The organism is Rhodococcus sp. 24CO, assembly GCF_050586165.1.
Classification (GTDB): Bacteria; Actinomycetota; Actinomycetes; order Mycobacteriales; family Mycobacteriaceae; genus Rhodococcus_F.
The window spans coordinates 199,626-215,786 of sequence record NZ_JAZFNF010000002.1 but is presented as its reverse complement, the minus strand read 5'-3'; the positions used below and the strand labels follow the sequence as shown (position 1 = coordinate 215,786).

At 60.9% G+C, this 16,161-nt stretch carries 14 protein-coding genes; 7 read left to right on the top strand and 7 right to left on the bottom strand.

Translation table 11 applies throughout. The features are described from left to right. Positions 1-284: 284 nt before the first annotated feature. From V2B23_RS05190 to V2B23_RS05175, 4 genes are all read left to right on the top strand, one after another. On the top strand, positions 285-1,292 hold the full coding sequence (locus tag V2B23_RS05190; protein ID WP_430949368.1) for an AurF N-oxygenase family protein: 1,008 nt from the start codon (positions 285-287) through the stop codon (positions 1,290-1,292). Between the two features lie 22 nt (positions 1,293-1,314). After that, entirely contained in the window at positions 1,315-3,012 is a 1,698-nt protein-coding gene (locus V2B23_RS05185; protein WP_430949367.1) for an FAD-dependent oxidoreductase, read from the top strand. A 114-nt stretch (positions 3,013-3,126) separates the two neighbouring features. After that, positions 3,127-3,603, top strand: a complete 477-nt coding sequence (locus V2B23_RS05180) for a Zn-ribbon domain-containing OB-fold protein (RefSeq protein ID WP_430949366.1) — start codon at positions 3,127-3,129, stop codon at positions 3,601-3,603. Then, the gene (locus tag V2B23_RS05175) at positions 3,600-4,790 is read left to right on the top strand and encodes a lipid-transfer protein (RefSeq protein WP_033233703.1); all 1,191 of its coding nucleotides are present in this window, start codon (positions 3,600-3,602) and stop codon (positions 4,788-4,790) included. The genes V2B23_RS05180 and V2B23_RS05175 overlap by 4 nt, the downstream gene beginning before the upstream one ends. A gap of 28 nt (positions 4,791-4,818) precedes the next feature. Here the strand turns inward: V2B23_RS05175 and V2B23_RS05170 are convergent, their stop codons facing one another. Both V2B23_RS05170 and V2B23_RS05165 read right to left on the bottom strand, forming a co-directional pair. Then, positions 4,819-5,625: an alpha/beta fold hydrolase gene (locus V2B23_RS05170; protein ID WP_430949365.1), complete on the bottom strand. Its 807-nt coding sequence runs from the start codon at positions 5,623-5,625 to the stop codon at positions 4,819-4,821. 112 nt (positions 5,626-5,737) lie between these two features. After that, entirely contained in the window at positions 5,738-6,388 is a 651-nt protein-coding gene (locus V2B23_RS05165; RefSeq protein ID WP_430949364.1) for an ankyrin repeat domain-containing protein, read from the bottom strand. A gap of 177 nt (positions 6,389-6,565) precedes the next feature. Here V2B23_RS05165 and V2B23_RS05160 point away from each other — a divergent pair, with 177 nt between their 5' ends. Both V2B23_RS05160 and V2B23_RS05155 read left to right on the top strand, forming a co-directional pair. Continuing rightward, entirely contained in the window at positions 6,566-9,193 is a 2,628-nt protein-coding gene (locus tag V2B23_RS05160) for a LuxR C-terminal-related transcriptional regulator (protein ID WP_430949363.1), read from the top strand. Positions 9,194-9,209: 16 nt separating this feature from the next. After that, the gene (locus V2B23_RS05155; protein ID WP_430949362.1) at positions 9,210-10,037 is read left to right on the top strand and encodes a hypothetical protein; all 828 of its coding nucleotides are present in this window, start codon (positions 9,210-9,212) and stop codon (positions 10,035-10,037) included. Here the strand turns inward: V2B23_RS05155 and V2B23_RS05150 are convergent. Genes V2B23_RS05150 through V2B23_RS05140 form a run of 3 tightly spaced genes read right to left on the bottom strand, consistent with a single transcriptional unit; the run spans position 10,032 to position 13,118 of the window. Beyond that, positions 10,032-11,735, bottom strand: a complete 1,704-nt coding sequence (locus V2B23_RS05150) for a SulP family inorganic anion transporter (protein ID WP_430949361.1) — start codon at positions 11,733-11,735, stop codon at positions 10,032-10,034. The two genes, V2B23_RS05155 and V2B23_RS05150, sit on opposite strands and share 6 nt — an antisense overlap. Beyond that, entirely contained in the window at positions 11,732-12,445 is a 714-nt protein-coding gene (locus V2B23_RS05145) for a GAP family protein (protein ID WP_430949360.1), read from the bottom strand. Before V2B23_RS05145 ends, V2B23_RS05150 begins: the two co-directional genes overlap by 4 nt. Before the next feature lie 16 nt (positions 12,446-12,461). Next, positions 12,462-13,118, bottom strand: coding sequence for a GAP family protein (locus tag V2B23_RS05140; protein ID WP_430949359.1), 657 nt, complete (start codon positions 13,116-13,118; stop codon positions 12,462-12,464). Between the two features lie 230 nt (positions 13,119-13,348). On the opposite strand from V2B23_RS05140, the gene V2B23_RS05135 reads away from it, so the two are divergent. Continuing rightward, complete coding sequence (locus V2B23_RS05135; protein WP_045065598.1) at positions 13,349-13,561, top strand: hypothetical protein; 213 nt, start codon at positions 13,349-13,351, stop codon at positions 13,559-13,561. A gap of 68 nt (positions 13,562-13,629) precedes the next feature. On the opposite strand, the gene V2B23_RS05130 is transcribed toward V2B23_RS05135, so the two are convergent. Then, positions 13,630-14,040, bottom strand: coding sequence for a DUF7144 family membrane protein (locus tag V2B23_RS05130; protein WP_033233710.1), 411 nt, complete (start codon positions 14,038-14,040; stop codon positions 13,630-13,632). Between the two features lie 113 nt (positions 14,041-14,153). After that, positions 14,154-16,115 carry an AfsR/SARP family transcriptional regulator gene (locus V2B23_RS05125; RefSeq protein WP_430949358.1) on the bottom strand — a complete coding sequence of 654 codons (1,962 nt, stop codon included), beginning with the start codon at positions 16,113-16,115 and terminating at the stop codon, positions 14,154-14,156. Positions 16,116-16,161 lie beyond the last annotated feature (46 nt).

The window sequence follows — 16,161 nt, the reverse complement described above, 5'->3', positions numbered from 1 at the left end:
TTTCTATAGGTTGACGAGATTACCGAGCAGTAAGTTATTGCGCGTCCATACGCTCGAAGATCGCGGAAACGCCCACGATGGAGTACGCAAAGCGTCGGCCCACAAAGCTACTCACCAGTAGCTCAAGCCGCTTGTCGATCGAGAACTGTCTGGGACTAGCTTTTCCTGATACCTGTGGTTACATTAAAGCCAGACCGAGTGCCTGCCATCACACGAACCGGCCCTCGATACCACCGAAACCGCACGTAAGAACAGCGGTGACCGCGACAAAGAGGGAGACGCACATGACGCTGACAACGCCGTTCGACAAGAACGCGGAAGCATCGGACCACTCGTACAACGAGACACTTCGCCTCCTGTCCGAAGGATCCGTGAACAAGCACTTCGATCCGTATCTCGACATCGACTGGGATGCCCCCGAATTTGCGGTCACGCCCGGCGATACGCGCTGGATACTCCCGGCTGAGACGGATCCGCTTGGCGCCCACCCGTGGTACCAGGCTCAGCCGATCGACAAGCAGATCGAAATCGGGATGTGGCGTCAGGCCAACGTCGCGAAGGTCGGCCTGCAGTTCGAGAACATCCTGATCCGCGGCATGATGCAGTACGTCTTTGCACTCCCCAACCAGTCGGCCGAGGCTCGCTACTGCACTCACGAGTCCGTCGAAGAGTGCAACCACACCATGATGTTCCAGGAAATGGTGAACCGCATCGGCGCCGACGCTCCGGGTATGAATCGCGTGATGCGCATGCTGGCGCCGTTCATCCCGCTTGCTGCCGGCCCCTTCCCGGAACTCTTCTTCGTGGGTGTTCTCGCCGGCGAAGAACCTATCGACCACATCCAGAAGAGCATCCTGCGCTCCGGGGGCGATATCCACCCGATCATGGCATCCGTCATGGCAATTCACGTTGCCGAAGAAGCGCGCCATATCTCGTTTGCACACAAGCTTCTGAGCCGACGCATCCCGCTGATGTCACGCCCGAGCCGCTTTGTCCTGTCGCTTCTCTTCCCGATCACCATGCGAATCCTGTGTGATGCCATCGTGATTCCGCCCAACACATTCTGGAAGCAGTTCGACATCCCGAAGTCCGTCAAGAAGGACCTGTTCTGGGAGCTACCGGAATCGCGTCAGACGCTGCGCAACTACTTCGGCGACGTCCGCATGCTCGCAACAGAGACGGGTTTGATGAACCGCGCGTCGCGACTGGTGTGGAAGGCCTGCAAGATGGACGGCCGCGCATCACGTTTCCGCAGCGAACCCCACCGCAGCGCACACAACGCTGCCGCATAATCCGAGATCGGACCCAACCGCCATGCCACACGTAGTCACGCAGTCCTGCTGCAGCGACGCCTCGTGCGTCTACGCCTGCCCGGTCAACTGCATTCATCCGACGCCGGACGAACCGGATTTCCTCACCGCCGAGATGTTGCACATCGATCCACAGGCCTGCGTCGACTGCGGTGCATGCGTCTCCGCCTGTCCGGTCGACGCGATTGTTCCCGAGTCGAAACTGACTGAACCGCAGCGGGTTTTCCTCTCGATCAACGCGGATTTCTACAAAGAGCAGCGGCCCCGCCCGCTACTTGCCAAGGTGATACCGGCCGCGACTATCGACCAGGGGCGTCCACCGCTGCGAGTGGCGATCGTCGGCTCCGGTCCATCCGCGATGTACGCGGCAGACGAGTTGCTCACGCAACCCGGTGTGCAGGTCAACGTCTTCGATCGGCTGCCGGTTCCCTACGGCTTGGTTCGCGCCGGCGTGGCACCTGATCATCAGAAGACCAAGCAGGTCACTCGACTGTTCGACAAGATCGCCGCGCAGCGGGGTTTCGAGTTCTACCTCAACGTCGAGATCGGTAAACACCTCACTCACGACGAACTTCTCGAGAACCACCATGCCGTTCTCTACGCCGTCGGCGCTTCATCCGACCGCGGCCTCGGCATCCCGGGCGCAGACCTCCCCGGAACTGCGTCGGCCACTGATTTCGTGGCCTGGTACAACGGTCATCCCGATCATGTCGACGATGTCTTCGACCTCTCACATCGGCGGGCCGTCATCATCGGAAACGGGAACGTCGCACTTGATGTTGCCCGCATTCTGACGGCAGATCCCGAAAAGCTGGCCGGCACCGACATCTCTGCTCACGCGCTTGCAGCGTTACGGAAGAGTCGGGTCGAAGAAGTAGTGATTGTCGGCCGACGCGGAATTGCGCAGTCTGCCTTCACCGTTCCCGAGTTCACCGGCCTGATGGCGCTACCGGATATCGAACTGTCCGTCGGCCCAGACGACATGGTTCTCGACCCGATCACCGAGAAAGCCGACTCACTGCCGCACGCCGTCGAGCAGAAACTCCGGCTCCTCGAAGCGCTGAAGAATCGCGATCACGTCGAAGTGGGTGGCAAACGCATCACCTTGCGCTACCTTCTGACGCCAACCGAGATTTCCGGTGAGGACCACGTGACCGGGGTCGAATTCGAGCGCAACACGCTGGTCGACGCCGACGGGACTGTCCGCATCGAACCCACCGGAGACACAGAAACCATCGATGCCGGCCTGGTACTCACGTCCATCGGATACCGCGGTGTACCCATCGCGGGTGTTCCATTCGACGAGCGCGCCTCGGTTATCCCGAACGAGGGAGGCCGCGTCGGCGACGCACCAGGCGTGTACGTGACGGGCTGGATCAAGCGCGGACCAAGCGGCTTCATCGGCACCAACAAATCCTGCGCCCAGGAAACCGTCCGGATGCTCGTCGACGACTTCAACCATGGACGTCTGCGGACCCCGGCTCCCGACACGGCTGCCCTCGATCGGCTTGTCCGGGCGCGACAGAATGCCGTCGTCGATCGAGCCGGTTGGCATGCCATCGACAAAGCCGAAGTTGATCGCGGCGTCGCGCACGGACGCGTTCGGGAGAAGATCCTCGACCAGAGTGAAGTGTCGTCCATCGTCGGAGCTGCACGCCAGGTGAAACCACCACGTCGAAAGCTCTGGAAAGCGTCCCACTGACCGAAAATTTCGCCCCATCTGCGCTGCTTATCGTGTAATACTGCAACCTGTTCCAGTAAGCGGCACAGCGGGCCACGATCCTCGGATCCGGCACGCCCACCAGATGAGGTTTGCATGAGCGAGACTGCAACGTCGGCACCGAGCGGCAGCGTGACACCTGCGGTGGAGGGTTGGTTCACCACCGGCCCCGACCCGGCTCTGATCGGCACGAAGTGCCAATCCTGCGGCACCATTTCCTTCCCGCGCGAGACCACGTTCTGCAAGAACCCGAGCTGCTCGGGTGAAGAGTTCGGTGACGTCGAACTTTCCCGCCGGGGCACGGTCTGGTCGTACACCGACGCGCAGTACCAGCCGCCGCCGCCGTACATCCCCAGCTCCGACCCGTACGTACCGTTTGCACTGGCCGCCGTCGAACTGCCTGAGGGCATCGTCATCCTCGGCCAGGTAGCCGACGGATTCGGCGTCGACGATCTCAAGGTGGGCAGTACCGTCGAATTGGTTGTCGAGCCGCTGTACACCGACGAAACCGGAGTTCGTACGACGTGGCGCTGGAAGCCTGTCGCCGCAGCTGATCAGGAGTCGCAGTCATGAGCAAGGACGTCGCAGTACTCGGTGTAGGTATGCACCCCTGGGGCAAGTGGGGCCAGTCGTTCGTGAAGTACGGCGTTGCCGCCGCTCGCGCCGCCCTCGCTGATTCCGGTGTGGACTGGAAGGATGTCGACTTCATCGTCGGCGGCGAAACCGTCCGCAACGGATACGGCGGATACGTCGCCGGAGCCACCTTCGCTCAGGCCCTCGGCTGGAACGGCGCCCGCGTCGCCACGTCGTACGCAGCGTGCGCGACGGGCGCACAGGCACTCGACACCGCTCGCGCCCGAATCCTGGCCGGCCTCAGCGAGGTTGCCTTGGTCGTCGGCGCAGACACCACGCCGAAGGGCTTCCTCGCTCCCGTCGCCGGTGAGCGGTGGGACGACCCGGACTGGCTGCGCTTCCGCCTCATGGGTATGACCAACCCGGCGTACTTCGCGCTCAATGCGCGTCGACGCATCGATCTGTACGGCGCCACCGCCGAGGACTTCGCCAACGTGAAGGTGAAGAACGCGAAGCACGGTCTGAGCAACCCCAATGCGCGTTACCGCAAGGAAGTCACCGTCGAGAACGTGCTGGCATCCCCCGTGGTATCCAACCCGCTGCACCTCCTCGACATCTGCGCCACCTCGGACGGCGGCGCAGCCATCCTGCTGACGTCCATGGAATACGCCCGCAAGATGGGCATCGCGGAACCTGTTCGCATCAAGGCGATTTCGACGGTCACTCCGACATTCCCGCAGACGATCATGGACATGCCGAACTTCTCGACCGACTCCAGCTCTGCTGTGTCGGCTCCGGAGCGCACGTTCAAGGAATCCATCGGCTACGCGGCGTACGAAGAAGCCGGCATCTCGCCGGAGGACGTCGACGTCGCCGAGGTCTACGACCTCGCCACGTCCGTCGAACTCGACTGGATCGAAGACCTCGCACTCTGCAAGCGCGGCGAGGCCGAACACCTCCTGCGCGCAGGCGACACCACCATCGGTGGCCGGATCCCGGTCAATCCGTCCGGTGGCCTCGCCTGCTTCGGTGAAGCTGTTCCCGCCCAGGCACTTGCGCAGGTGTGCGAGCTCACCTGGCAGCTGCGCGGACAAGCCGAAGGCCGTCAGGTCGAAGGCGCCCGCATCGGCATCACCGCAAACCAGGGCCTCTTCGGCCATGGCTCCTCGGTGATCGTTTCCGCTTAACCTGTCTTACCCTCGTGGCGGTCGCACACTAACTGTGAGCGGCCGCCACGATCACGTCTGCGACCGCACCCGGCTGCGAGACCAGCGAAGCGTGAGAGGTCGGGAGTTCGCTGGTGGTCGCGCCCATCCGGTTCGCCATGAACCGTTGTGCGGTAGCCGGAATCACCCGATCGTTACCAGCCACGAGGTACCACGTCGGTGTGTTCACCCAGGACGGCGGACCGCCGAGTTCAAGGTTTGCCCACAGCGCCGCAGACTTTTGATGCGCCAACATCGTTGCCGCCGTCTCGTCCGAAACATCTTGCGCGAAAACCGAATGGAAATACTCGTCGGTCACATATCCGTCGACGTTCTTACCACCAATCGCGTGAGCGTCGTCGACGATCTTCAACCCCAGTGCGGGAGGTAGCAGTTGGCTACCCGGGAACCGAATGGGGTCGATCGTGATCTGAACCGGCTCACCCTCCACCGGAGCAAAAGCCGCGATGTACACCATCGACTGCACCTTGGGATCGTGCACATTGGTGATCACGGCGCCGCCGTATGAATGCCCGACCAAAACTACGGGACCGTCGATATCCGCGACGGTCTTCTCGATCACTGCCGAGTCGTACGACGGCCCCCGGAGCGGATTATCCGGAGTCACAACCTCATAGCCTCGCGAACGTAAATCGGCGGCCACACCGTCCCAGCTTGTAGCGTCGGCAAAAGCCCCGTGGACCAGGACCACAGTTGGCTGGGGCGCGGCACTCGCGCCACCGGAACCGAGAATCACTCCGGCACTCGACACCACCACTACCGACAGAACTGCGGTGAATACACGAGAAATCTTCATGTGTTTCCTTCGAGTCGGATGGGCGATCACATCGGGCGGGACATCTTTGCCCAGCGGGAATACCCCTATTCCGCCGATGAAAACCGACGAGTCCGAACTCCCTGGGGTTGCGTCAGCGCCGAGAAGTCAGCAGCGCAACAACATCGGCCTGCCCCAGATTCTGCGCGTTCTCCAACGCTGTCCGTCCGCGTGCGTCCCTGATCTCCTGATCCGCCCCGGCGTCGAGCAGTTGCGTGATCACATCGAGGTAGCGCGGCGAACCGTCTCCGTAGACAACAGCCTCGAGCAGGGCCGTCCACCCCGGGTCGTTGATGTGATTGACAGGTACTCCCGCCGCAATCAGCATCCGAACCGTGTCGACGTGCGCGTGCTCGCTGGCGGGAATCAATGCGGTGCCACCGAATCGGTTGACACTGTGGACATCCGCTCCGTGACTGAGCGTCAACGCGAGAATCTCGTTCAAACCTTCCGCTCCGGCGTACAGGTAGGCCGAATCCTGAATGGAATCCTTGGCGTTCACGTCGGCACCGGCAAGGATCAGGGCGGTTGCCGTCTCCACGTCGTTGGCTTTGGTGGCCGCGATCAGCGCCCGCTCGGATTCAGGAGTCGAGCGAGCCGGGGCAACCGATGGCTCTGATGACGTGGACGCTGCGGCAGTATCGACGGACGCCGAAGGCGAAGTTGCAGGTGACACCGTCGAACCACAACCAGCCACGGCAAGAACAACGCCTGCAGCAAGAACGATTCCCGACAGCCGATTCACCGTTCACAGTGTTCCACAACCGGGTTCCACAACCGGGTTCCACAACCGGAAACGGCCGATACACCTCCCGCCGGGACCTTGGTCACCATCTTCACTCCCGCTGATTAGCAAACGTCCGGTTTGGGTAATTGCCGTAATGGGACTACACCGCGTCGCACTCACCAACTCAGGAGTTTGATGAGCAGCTCGGTTCGTGCATCCGTTTCGACGGCCAGATTGTCGAGCCCAGGTATAGCCGCGCGCGAAAACGAGAACCGCTTCCGTCCCCCTTCGGCGATCTCCAACGTCATCTCGCGGCCGCGCCTGCATCGAAAGCTCTCTGCGGCACATCACGCTCGCGCGGTGAACCTACTGTGCGCCCCTGCTGGGGCAGGCAAGACACTGCTGCTGGCCGACTGGGCTCGTAAACAGTCCCCTGCAGCAGTTTCCTGGCTGACATTGGCGGAGCGTGAGAACAACGCGCAAGTGTTGTGCACCTCCCTCGCCGAAGCACTGGCCGCGCATGTCGAACCCGTCGCATGCGGTGCACCGACGCAGTTCTGGCACTCCCGCTTCATGAAAGCGATCGAGGCCAGCGGACAATCGATCACGCTGATTCTCGACGACGTTCATGCCCTTCACGATCCGATGTCGATCAGCACCCTCGACCAGGTTCTTGCGGATGCACCACCAAACCTCACGATCGTTCTCGCGGCTAGGTACGAACCTCCGTTGACCTGGCATCGACTAGCCCTCGACGGTCGTCTGACTCGATTCGAAGCACATGATCTCGCTTTCGACAGCGACGAAATCAGCGTGCTGTTAGGCGAATACGACATCGAACTGGACCAACGACAACTTGCGCTCATCGAATCGTTCACCAAAGGATGGGGCGCCGTGGTTCGGTTGGCTGCCACCTATCTCGCCGGACGAGGTGACACCGCGGTCGCCGTCGACGAGTTCACACACACCCCCAGGCCGGTCGCCGATTTCCTGGTAGACGAGGTCTTGGCCGCACTCCCCACACATCTCACGAGCTTCATGCTCAAGACCTCTGTGGCCGAAGCATTTTCCGTCGACTTGGCAGAGGCGCTCACCGACGAAGACGCCGTGACGGAAATCGACACACTGATTCAGTTCAATTTGCCACTCACTCGCACCGATTCAACCGATCACACAACATGGTTCAGCTACCATCCACTGCTGCGCGAACACCTTCGCGCAGAGTTTCGCCGGGTCGACCAGAACGAACGCCTCCGAGCGCATCATGAGGCCGCAACGTGGTTCGAGGCACATCAACACGAACTCGAAGCACTCGAACTCGAAGCCTCCATCGGTGATCCGGAACGTATTATCGCCTTCCTCGATCGCTGCGGACTCGGGCTCGTTCTTGACGGATACAGCAGCGATCTGACCCGAATACTCGAGTCGGTACCTACTCTCGTATCCGAGTCACCACGCACTCGAATGCTCCTCGCCGTCTCAGCCCTCCACAGCGGTGACGTGACTACCGCCAGGACCTACCTGAATTTCCTCGAAACTGCGTCACCCGGGCTGGATCGCGATCCGCTGTTCTACGCGTTGAAGCTGCAGGCTCTGTACGCCGGGGCGGGTTTCGACACCGCATTCGCCCGGCACGCCGAACGCCAACGCAGCACTCACTCCGATATCGAAGCGTTTGCACACCTGCAAACTGCGACCGGATACTTCCTCGACCGTGACTTCGAGCGCGCAAGCACCGAATACACCGAGGCCGCCGCACTCGGAATGCTTCGTGGTCGAAGCAGTTTAGTGCTGAGGGCCCTCACCGGTATCGGGTTCTCTGCCGCCATGAACGGCGACATCGAAGCGATGATCGCCCACATCACACACGCCCTCGCCTACGCTGCCGAGCACAATCTCATGGGCACCGCAGAATACGAGTTGGCAACATCGGTAGCAGCACTTGGCGCATATCTCTGCAATTCACCGGATCACCCGTATCGGATCCCCACCATCGAAAACTGCCGCCAGGCAGATGTTCTCGGCGTCAGCATGCCCGCCTTCGGTTGGCACAGTGTCATCACTTTCGGGTTGCGTCGACTCGACACCTCAGACGATCGACGCTCGACTGCGGCGGACATCCGTGATGCCATGATCAAAGCCATCGAACTGGGGACCTTCCCGATCGCGACATCCGCACTACTACCCACAGTGGTCAGCGTCTGCCTCTCGGTGGGCGAATTGGACTGGGCAAGCCGGCTGATACACGACGCATCTCAGCAATTCGGAGCTACCACCGAGGCACACTTGGCGTTGTCGTCGCTGCGGCTGGCCGGCGGCAGGCTCACCGAAGCGCAGGCCGAGTTGACCGCCGCTGTGGAATCACCCGAACGCCCATTACTCGCTCATGGCGTCTACACGTCGGTGTTGCAATCCGTCATTCATTCCGCCAATCACCAACCACGCAAGGCATTTCGATCACTGCACGACGCATTACGATCCGCCCAGCACGGAAACATTCTGCGCCCTTTCCTCGACTACGGTCATGCTCTGCGCGAAATCCTTGATGATTTCACCGGCCATTTCGGAGACCAAGAACTCTTTGCCGAACACGTACGGTCACACCTGCAACCACATGAACTGGCCATCGCTCCGATTCTGACCCCGGGCGAGTACACAGTGCTGCGCGAACTCGCTTCGGGCGACACCACGGAATCGATCGCGGAAACCCTGTTCCTCTCGGTCAACACCATCAAAACCCACCTGCGCGGGATCTACCGCAAACTCGACGTCAGTAATCGTCGCGACGCTCTGAAAGCCGCGCGGCGTGGCGGACTCATCTGAGCAGACGCGCCGCTCGATGCGCATACAGTTGCCCCCACAGATCTACAACACCACCCGCGACCGCATGAAGGTGTGGGTAACCGTCACACCACGTCGTCGGCTCGCATCGCGTGTTACGTTCGACATCGTCGAAGTCGGGTTGGTGGACAGCGCGATGACCCTTGCGGCACAGGCATTCACATCCCTACTGCCGGTGATGATCGCCGCATCAACCCTTCAACAACTGAAACCACTCTCGGACGCTGCGCGCGACAATCTCGGCGCCGAATTTCCACCGAGCGATGTCACCACCGGATCCGCGACAGCTTTCGGCATCGTGGGTCTGCTGATGCTGTTGATCAGTTCGACGTCGTACGCCCGAGCACTGGGTCGGATGTACGGGCGGATCTGGCGCGTGCCGATTGCGACGCTCCGACAAGCCTGGCGGTGGCTCGCCGTCGTTTTTGTCATCGCAGGTTCCGTGGTCATCGCCGCGGTGTGCCACAAGTTGGATTCGATTCCCGCAGTAGGTCAATTGCTCGGATTCGTGGCCGTCTACGGCGTATGGGCACTGGTCTGGACATTGGTTCCGATGCTGCTGACAGCCAACCGGATGACCACCCGTATGTGCATCGGCTCAGGACTGTTGACGGCCACCGGTCTGAGTGCCCTTCACGTTGCCAGCACCCTCTTTCTTCCGCGGATCACACGCACATCGCAAGACCAATTCGGTCTTCTCGGAGTGATGTTCACGCTCATCAGTTGGCTGTTCGTCTTCTCCGCGATTGTTGTCATCGCCGGAACGATCGTGGGATCAATTGCCAAAGACGACGGACCATTGGGGCGTTGGCTTCGAGGATCATGAACTCCGGCGATCATTGCGATCAGCCATGGCTTCCGCAACGCTCTGGTAGACATCGAGTTTCACACCACCACCAGGCGTACCGGCAAGAACGTCCCCGAACTGCCCCACGTCGCGCGCGACCCGGAACACGATGTTCTTTCGTGCCAGCGAATCCCGCAACTGCTCGAGCATTTGCGCACCGCTCACATCGATGAACGGTGACGTCTCGGCGTCGAGGATGATCATGGACGTACTGTCGGTGACAAGATCGTCGATCCGATCTCGAACATGATCGGCGTTGGCAAAGAACAGGCCGGCTTCCACCCGCACGACGATCACCCCGTCGGACGGGTGCAATTCCGGATGAGACGCGATATCCACCCATCGCGAGCCGCTCTTGGCCAGTTCCGCCACATGCGGTTTGGAGACGCGGTACAGAAGCAGCAACATCGACACGGCGATTCCGATGATCAAACCCGGCAACGTGTCGAAGAGCAGCACACCGAACATAGCCGCTATGGCTGCCGCGAAATCGGCGCGTGCCGCTACGCCGTAGATGCTGCCCAGTCGTTTGGTCCACACCCGGTACAGCGCTGCGAGAGAGGCGAAGTCGACCAGCTCGACCACCGCGGCGATCACCACGGCAGCGAGTGTCGCTTCGGGCAGTTTCTCGAACAACCCGGTGAGAAAGAGAAGCGTCAGCACCGTCAGCACTGCAACCGTGAGCCCACTGACCTGTGTCTTGGCTCCGGCCCCACCATTGACTGCGGTCTTGGAAAGACTGCCGTTGACCACCATCCCCGAGCACAGGCCGGATCCCAAGTTCGCGGCACCGAGTCCAGTCAGTTCCCGGTTCGCGTTCACGGTGTAACCGGCCTTCGCCGCGTAAGTCTTGGCCGCGCCAAGACCTTCGGCGAAACCGATGAGCAGTACTCCGATGGCGGGCCCGATCAAGTCCAGGTAATCCTCGGCTCGCATTCCCTCCGGCAACCCAACGCTCGGCAGCCCCGCGTCGATGTGGCCGACGATGTCGATGCCGCGATCGTCGAGGCCGAACAGTGCAACCGCCGTGATGCCCAGCAGAACGACCAGGAGTGACCCTGGAACCAGCGGTAACCACCTCTTGACCGCCAACACCAAAGCCAGGCTGAGTAATCCGACGAAGACCGTGAGTCCGTCGGCGCTCCCCAACTCCCGCACCACGGCCGCGGCTTGGACGAAGAAATTACCTTCGCCCTTCTCGACGCCAAGCAGCTTCGGAACCTGCCCGATGATGATGGTCAGCGCCAATCCGACGATGAACCCCTTGAGCACCGGTTCGGAGATGAACGAGGCGATGAATCCCAGCCGCACAAATCCGGCGAGCAACCCGACCAGACCGGTGACGACGGCAAGTCCAACCGACAGGGCGACAAAACGTGAGTCGTCGCCACCGGCAAATGGAGCGATCAATGCCGCGGACAGTGCCGCAGTTGCCGACATCGGACCGACGACAAGGTGACGTGAACTACCAGCAGCCGCATAGAGAACCAGCGCGGGCACTGCTGCGTAAAGTCCGACAACGGGTGGGACGCCGGCAATGGTGGCGTATGCCAGGGCTTCCGGCACCAGCACTGCCCAGACCGTGAGCCCGGCGATGATGTCGGGCCGAAGCCACGCACGTTGATAGCCGGCCAACGAACCGAAGAGAAGCGGGGTGTGAGTGTGTCGAGTGCTCATAGTCCTTGGATCCCTTTGCTTATCTGCATTGCCGAGATCAAGATCAGGAGGCCGACGTTCAGCAGATGGGTATTGGTGGCGATCCACGTCCGAATTCGCTGCAACGGCTCTGTTGCCTTCTCCTTCTTGATCAGGAGCAGCGCGACCGGAACTGCGACCGAACTCGCCGATACCAGCGCGAACACAACGGCGGAAGCCCACTCCGCGGACGGTGCTGCGCTGCTCAATCGAAAATTCATGGCCGCCGCTATGGCACAGGACATGTCGATGGGATTGAGGACGAAGAGTGCAAAGCCGAGAACACCGGAGCGCACCGGTGAGAAGTTCTCGACCGACTGCAGCATCTTCGGCAATTGAGGGGCCGCAGCGGCAATATCACCGGGTCCGGTTGCCGCCGCCATCGCCTGCATCCGCCGATGACTCCGGGTGTACACGAACCAGGCACCGCCCAGAAGCACCGTTCCGAGAATCAAGTGCAGGATAGGTACCCATAGCGGCGGGTGTGTCCGCTGATGAACTTCCAGCGCTGTCAAAATTGCAAACGAGACGGCCAGCGACACAATGATTCCGAGGAACCATCCGACGAGATACGCGATGCTGTTGATCCGTGCTCGCTCGGAGAACAACACTGCGACTACAGCCACTATCGCCAGTGGGCTCATGATGATACCGAGCGCCAGCGGAATCTGCTGTAGCAACAACGACCCCATGACTACCTCCGCTCGGTCAGAATCCGCCGATTCCCTTGCCGATCAGCACAACTCCGATGACCAGGATCAGTACGCTCATCACTGTCGCGTTGTTCGCCTGCAGCCAGACCTTCAGCTCGGCCAGCGGTTCGCGCAAACGATCCGCCGCGATCAGATACCCGATCACGGGTAGGCAGACGGTCGATGCCGCGATGACGGTGAAAACCGCGACAGCAATGACTATCTGCCCGGTCGGTAGCGATGCAGCGCCAATCGAGATACCTGCGGCGATACACATCATCAGATTTTTCGGGTTGACGGCGGCCAGCGCGAAGCCGAGTCCGAATCCCTTGGCTGCAGTCATATCGTCAATGGCCTGCATCCATTTGGGACTCTCATGTTCACCGCCGCGTCCGCGCCACTGCTTGACGCCGAACGCAAGCAGGAGAACACCCAGGGCGATCTTGATCCACGAAACACCGGCCGAAGAATCGGTGGATTTCTCCAATTGATTCGACAGGAGAACGAATATTACTGTTGCAATGACGATTCCGAGTAACCAACCCAAGGCGAACCCGATGCTGGTACTTCCTGCCCGCTTGGACAGGAGCATCAGGATGGCCGCGATGATCGGAATCGGCGAGATCGCCACTCCCAATGCAAGGGGCAACAGATCTCCGATGACAGAACCCATTTCGGCCTCTTCTCTCTCCCGCTAGAGACTAGGGAAAACAGTCGGATTCGACCTCACACAAAAAGGATGAACACAAGCGAGAACCTTGAAGAAGACACTGTTTCGACGAGACCTCGTGGCCGTATGTCAGGCATTCACCCGTAGGGGATGACGTATTCACCACGCGGCAACGCAAAAATAAATGGGTACAGACTAAATCGATGCGCAACGTGTGATGGGAGAGAGAAACGATGACTGCTCCCACTCGCTACCAATTTCTCATCGACGGCGAAGTATCGGATCGCGTGAAGGCTGCGTTCCCCGAATTGAGTGTGGCACCAACCGCCGGTGGCTACACCAGCCTGTACGGTCCCGTTGCCGATCACAGCGCCATGCGGAGCATCATGGCACGGCTCGATTCGCTAGGACTGACCGTCGCCGAATTACGCAGACTCCCAGACTGATCGACACTGACATGACTGTGGCCCCGACTGGGGGAATCAGCCGGGGCCACAGTTTCTGACGCGATGATCTACGCGGTATCCCATGTTGCGACAGCCCAAATGACCACGATGTCAAGCGCAATCACCAGGATCGACCACATCGGGTAGTACGGCAGCCACAAGAAATTCGCGATGATGGAGAGTGACGCAATCACGATTGCCGACGCTCTTGCCCACACCGCACCCGTGAAGAGTCCAAGGGACACCACAATTCCGATGATGCCCAGAACGATGTGGATCCAACCCCACGTCGAGATATCGAACTTGTAGGTGTAGTTGATTCCGACGACAAACAGATTGTTGTCGGCGACAGCAGCGATCCCCTGCAGCAGGGCAACGATGCCGGCTGTCAGCAGCAGAATCGCCGCCGCGAACGTCGTACCGACCGCGAACCCCTGCTTGACAGGGTGTTCGGCGGGTTCTCGTGGTGGAGCAGTCATCAGCGTTCCTTTCGACGAGAAAGCACTTCCCTCTCTAAGTCTCGAGTACCCATTTAGGGAAGACATCACCCATCTCGGATGAATCCCGTCCGCGGGCACCACGGACAGGGAACTCAGGTGCGTTTGTTCAGTCTCGCGAGGTAGTCCGAGACGGGACCGGCCGTAAGCATTCCGCTGCCTGCGCCGGCAATTTCGCCTTCAGCAGGCAAAAGCGCAGCGCGCGCTCGTTCCATAACCTGACGGTCACCGACTGCGACGGAAACTGCTGCGACGAGGCACCACAGCGCTTCGGAAACCAGGTCCTTCGGCGGGTCGGGCAACTCGCGCACCGCTTCTGCGGCCTCGTTCACTTTCCCCTGTGCGAGAAGCAGATGTGGCCGAGCCCAGCGTTCGTACGGGCCCCAGTTCGTATCGGCGTCGAAGGTCGCCGACACGCCGCGCCAGACTCGGAGCGTGAGAATTGCGAGAGGGAGAATTCCGTCCTCGAGGCCGGGCATGCCGGAACCGGAAAGACTGATCGCCGCAGATTCGTACAGCATCTCGCAGTGCGAGATGTCCGCGCCTGTGGCGGCAATTCGCATGGCGCGGAACCAGGTGGTGAATACCGCTGCCAACGGACGCTCATGCCGTCCGGCCAATCGATCCACTGCGTCGGCATGTTGTTCGGCGGCATCAAATTGCCCGAGTGCGCCGAGAGCTTGCATACGCACCAGATGTCCGAGAATTTCGAAGGTGGCCAGATCGTGCCGAGCAGAGAGCGCTATCAGTTCACTCCCGATTGCGTCGCGCTCTGGCGCCAGACCAGTTCGCCAGAAACTCTGTATGAACAACCCGTTGAGAGTGAAGGCAAGAAGTCCGGGGTCGTCGAGGGAGCGGGCGATCTGAACGGCAGTGCGGGCATGTTCGAGCCCGGGATCGCCGGCAAGTCCGCGTGATTCGAGTGCGATTGTCGCCAAGAGTCTGGCCCGAGCGAGGTCGTTCCCGTCAGGAAGTCGATCGATGGTGCGCTGAGCGGCCTCGACGATCTGAGCAGCCTGCTCGGGATCGTCGGATCGCGTCCAGATGGCAGGCACGTCGTAGTTACCGATAATCCGTGCGGTGAGTTCGACGTCGTCCAATTGTTCAGCGGCACTGATGATTGCCGGCCGCTGGTTTCGAGCAGTCTCCAGTCCGCTTCCGCCGGCAACTGCCAAACTTCGGAGCAGGCCAACGGTGGACTCCAATCTCGACTTCGATCCCGCCGCTACGGTTCGGTCGTACGCCGCCGACACCTGAGTGAAGATCCGTTCTGCCGCTCCAGGATCCAGATGCCCCTCGCGTCGAAGGATGTCGGACTCGAGGTTGGTCAGTCGCGGACCAGGGTCGATGCCGAGTTCCTCGGCGAGTAACTTTCGTGCGCGACGCAGGACTGCCAGGGCGTTGCCCTGACGGTCGGAGCGGTAGAGTGCAAGAGCGAGCAGTCGCCAACCATCTTCTCGCCAAGGGTGTTCCGTCACATGGGCATCCAGATCGGGAATGACTTCCGTTGCCTGCCCGAGATCCAGTTGGGCAGAGGCCAAACGTTCGACGGCTGTCAGACGCAGTTCCTCCAAGCGTGATCGCTCCGATCGAGCCCAGGACTCTTCGGCGAAATCCGCATACGCTGGCCCTCGCCACAACTCGAGGGCGGTTCGGAGCAGTTCGAGTGTTTGCGCTGGCGATGAATCTGCGGCTTCCCGCACCAGACTCTCGAATTTCCCGGCATCAACCCCGTCGGGTGCGCCATGAATGGCGTAGCCGCGCCCTTCCGTCACAATGACTTTCGGCTTGGTTCGCGGCGGACGCCCGGGTTCGAGCGCGCGCCTCAGTGCGGAAATGAACGTGCGTAGTGCGTTGGTCGCCCCGGCCGGGGGATCGACCCAGAGGTCGTCGACAATGACGTCCACCGGAACAACACGGCCGCGGGCGACGATCAGCCGAGCGAGGACAGCGCGGTGTCGTGGGCCCTTCAGATCGATCAGGTCTCCCGAGTTATTCCATGCGACCACCGGTCCCAGCACTCCGAAAACCGGGCTTCCAACTGTGTGGTCTCGCATGTCACCACGCTATCGCGCTCATCGAATGCTCATCGAGTGCGCCGAA

Coding starts and splice junctions, on each gene's coding strand:
- V2B23_RS05190 (WP_430949368.1), top strand. CDS start 285: ATGACGCTGACAACGCCGTTCGACAAGAACGCGGAAGCATCGGACCAC.
- V2B23_RS05185 (WP_430949367.1), top strand. CDS start 1,315: ATGCCACACGTAGTCACGCAGTCCTGCTGCAGCGACGCCTCGTGCGTC.
- V2B23_RS05180 (WP_430949366.1), top strand. CDS start 3,127: ATGAGCGAGACTGCAACGTCGGCACCGAGCGGCAGCGTGACACCTGCG.
- V2B23_RS05175 (WP_033233703.1), top strand. CDS start 3,600: ATGAGCAAGGACGTCGCAGTACTCGGTGTAGGTATGCACCCCTGGGGC.
- V2B23_RS05170 (WP_430949365.1), bottom strand. CDS start 5,625: ATGAAGATTTCTCGTGTATTCACCGCAGTTCTGTCGGTAGTGGTGGTG.
- V2B23_RS05160 (WP_430949363.1), top strand. CDS start 6,566: ATGAGCAGCTCGGTTCGTGCATCCGTTTCGACGGCCAGATTGTCGAGC.
- V2B23_RS05155 (WP_430949362.1), top strand. CDS start 9,210: ATGCGCATACAGTTGCCCCCACAGATCTACAACACCACCCGCGACCGC.
- V2B23_RS05150 (WP_430949361.1), bottom strand. CDS start 11,735: ATGAGCACTCGACACACTCACACCCCGCTTCTCTTCGGTTCGTTGGCC.
- V2B23_RS05145 (WP_430949360.1), bottom strand. CDS start 12,445: ATGGGGTCGTTGTTGCTACAGCAGATTCCGCTGGCGCTCGGTATCATC.
- V2B23_RS05140 (WP_430949359.1), bottom strand. CDS start 13,118: ATGGGTTCTGTCATCGGAGATCTGTTGCCCCTTGCATTGGGAGTGGCG.
- V2B23_RS05135 (WP_045065598.1), top strand. CDS start 13,349: ATGACTGCTCCCACTCGCTACCAATTTCTCATCGACGGCGAAGTATCG.
- V2B23_RS05130 (WP_033233710.1), bottom strand. CDS start 14,040: ATGACTGCTCCACCACGAGAACCCGCCGAACACCCTGTCAAGCAGGGG.
- V2B23_RS05125 (WP_430949358.1), bottom strand. CDS start 16,115: ATGCGAGACCACACAGTTGGAAGCCCGGTTTTCGGAGTGCTGGGACCG.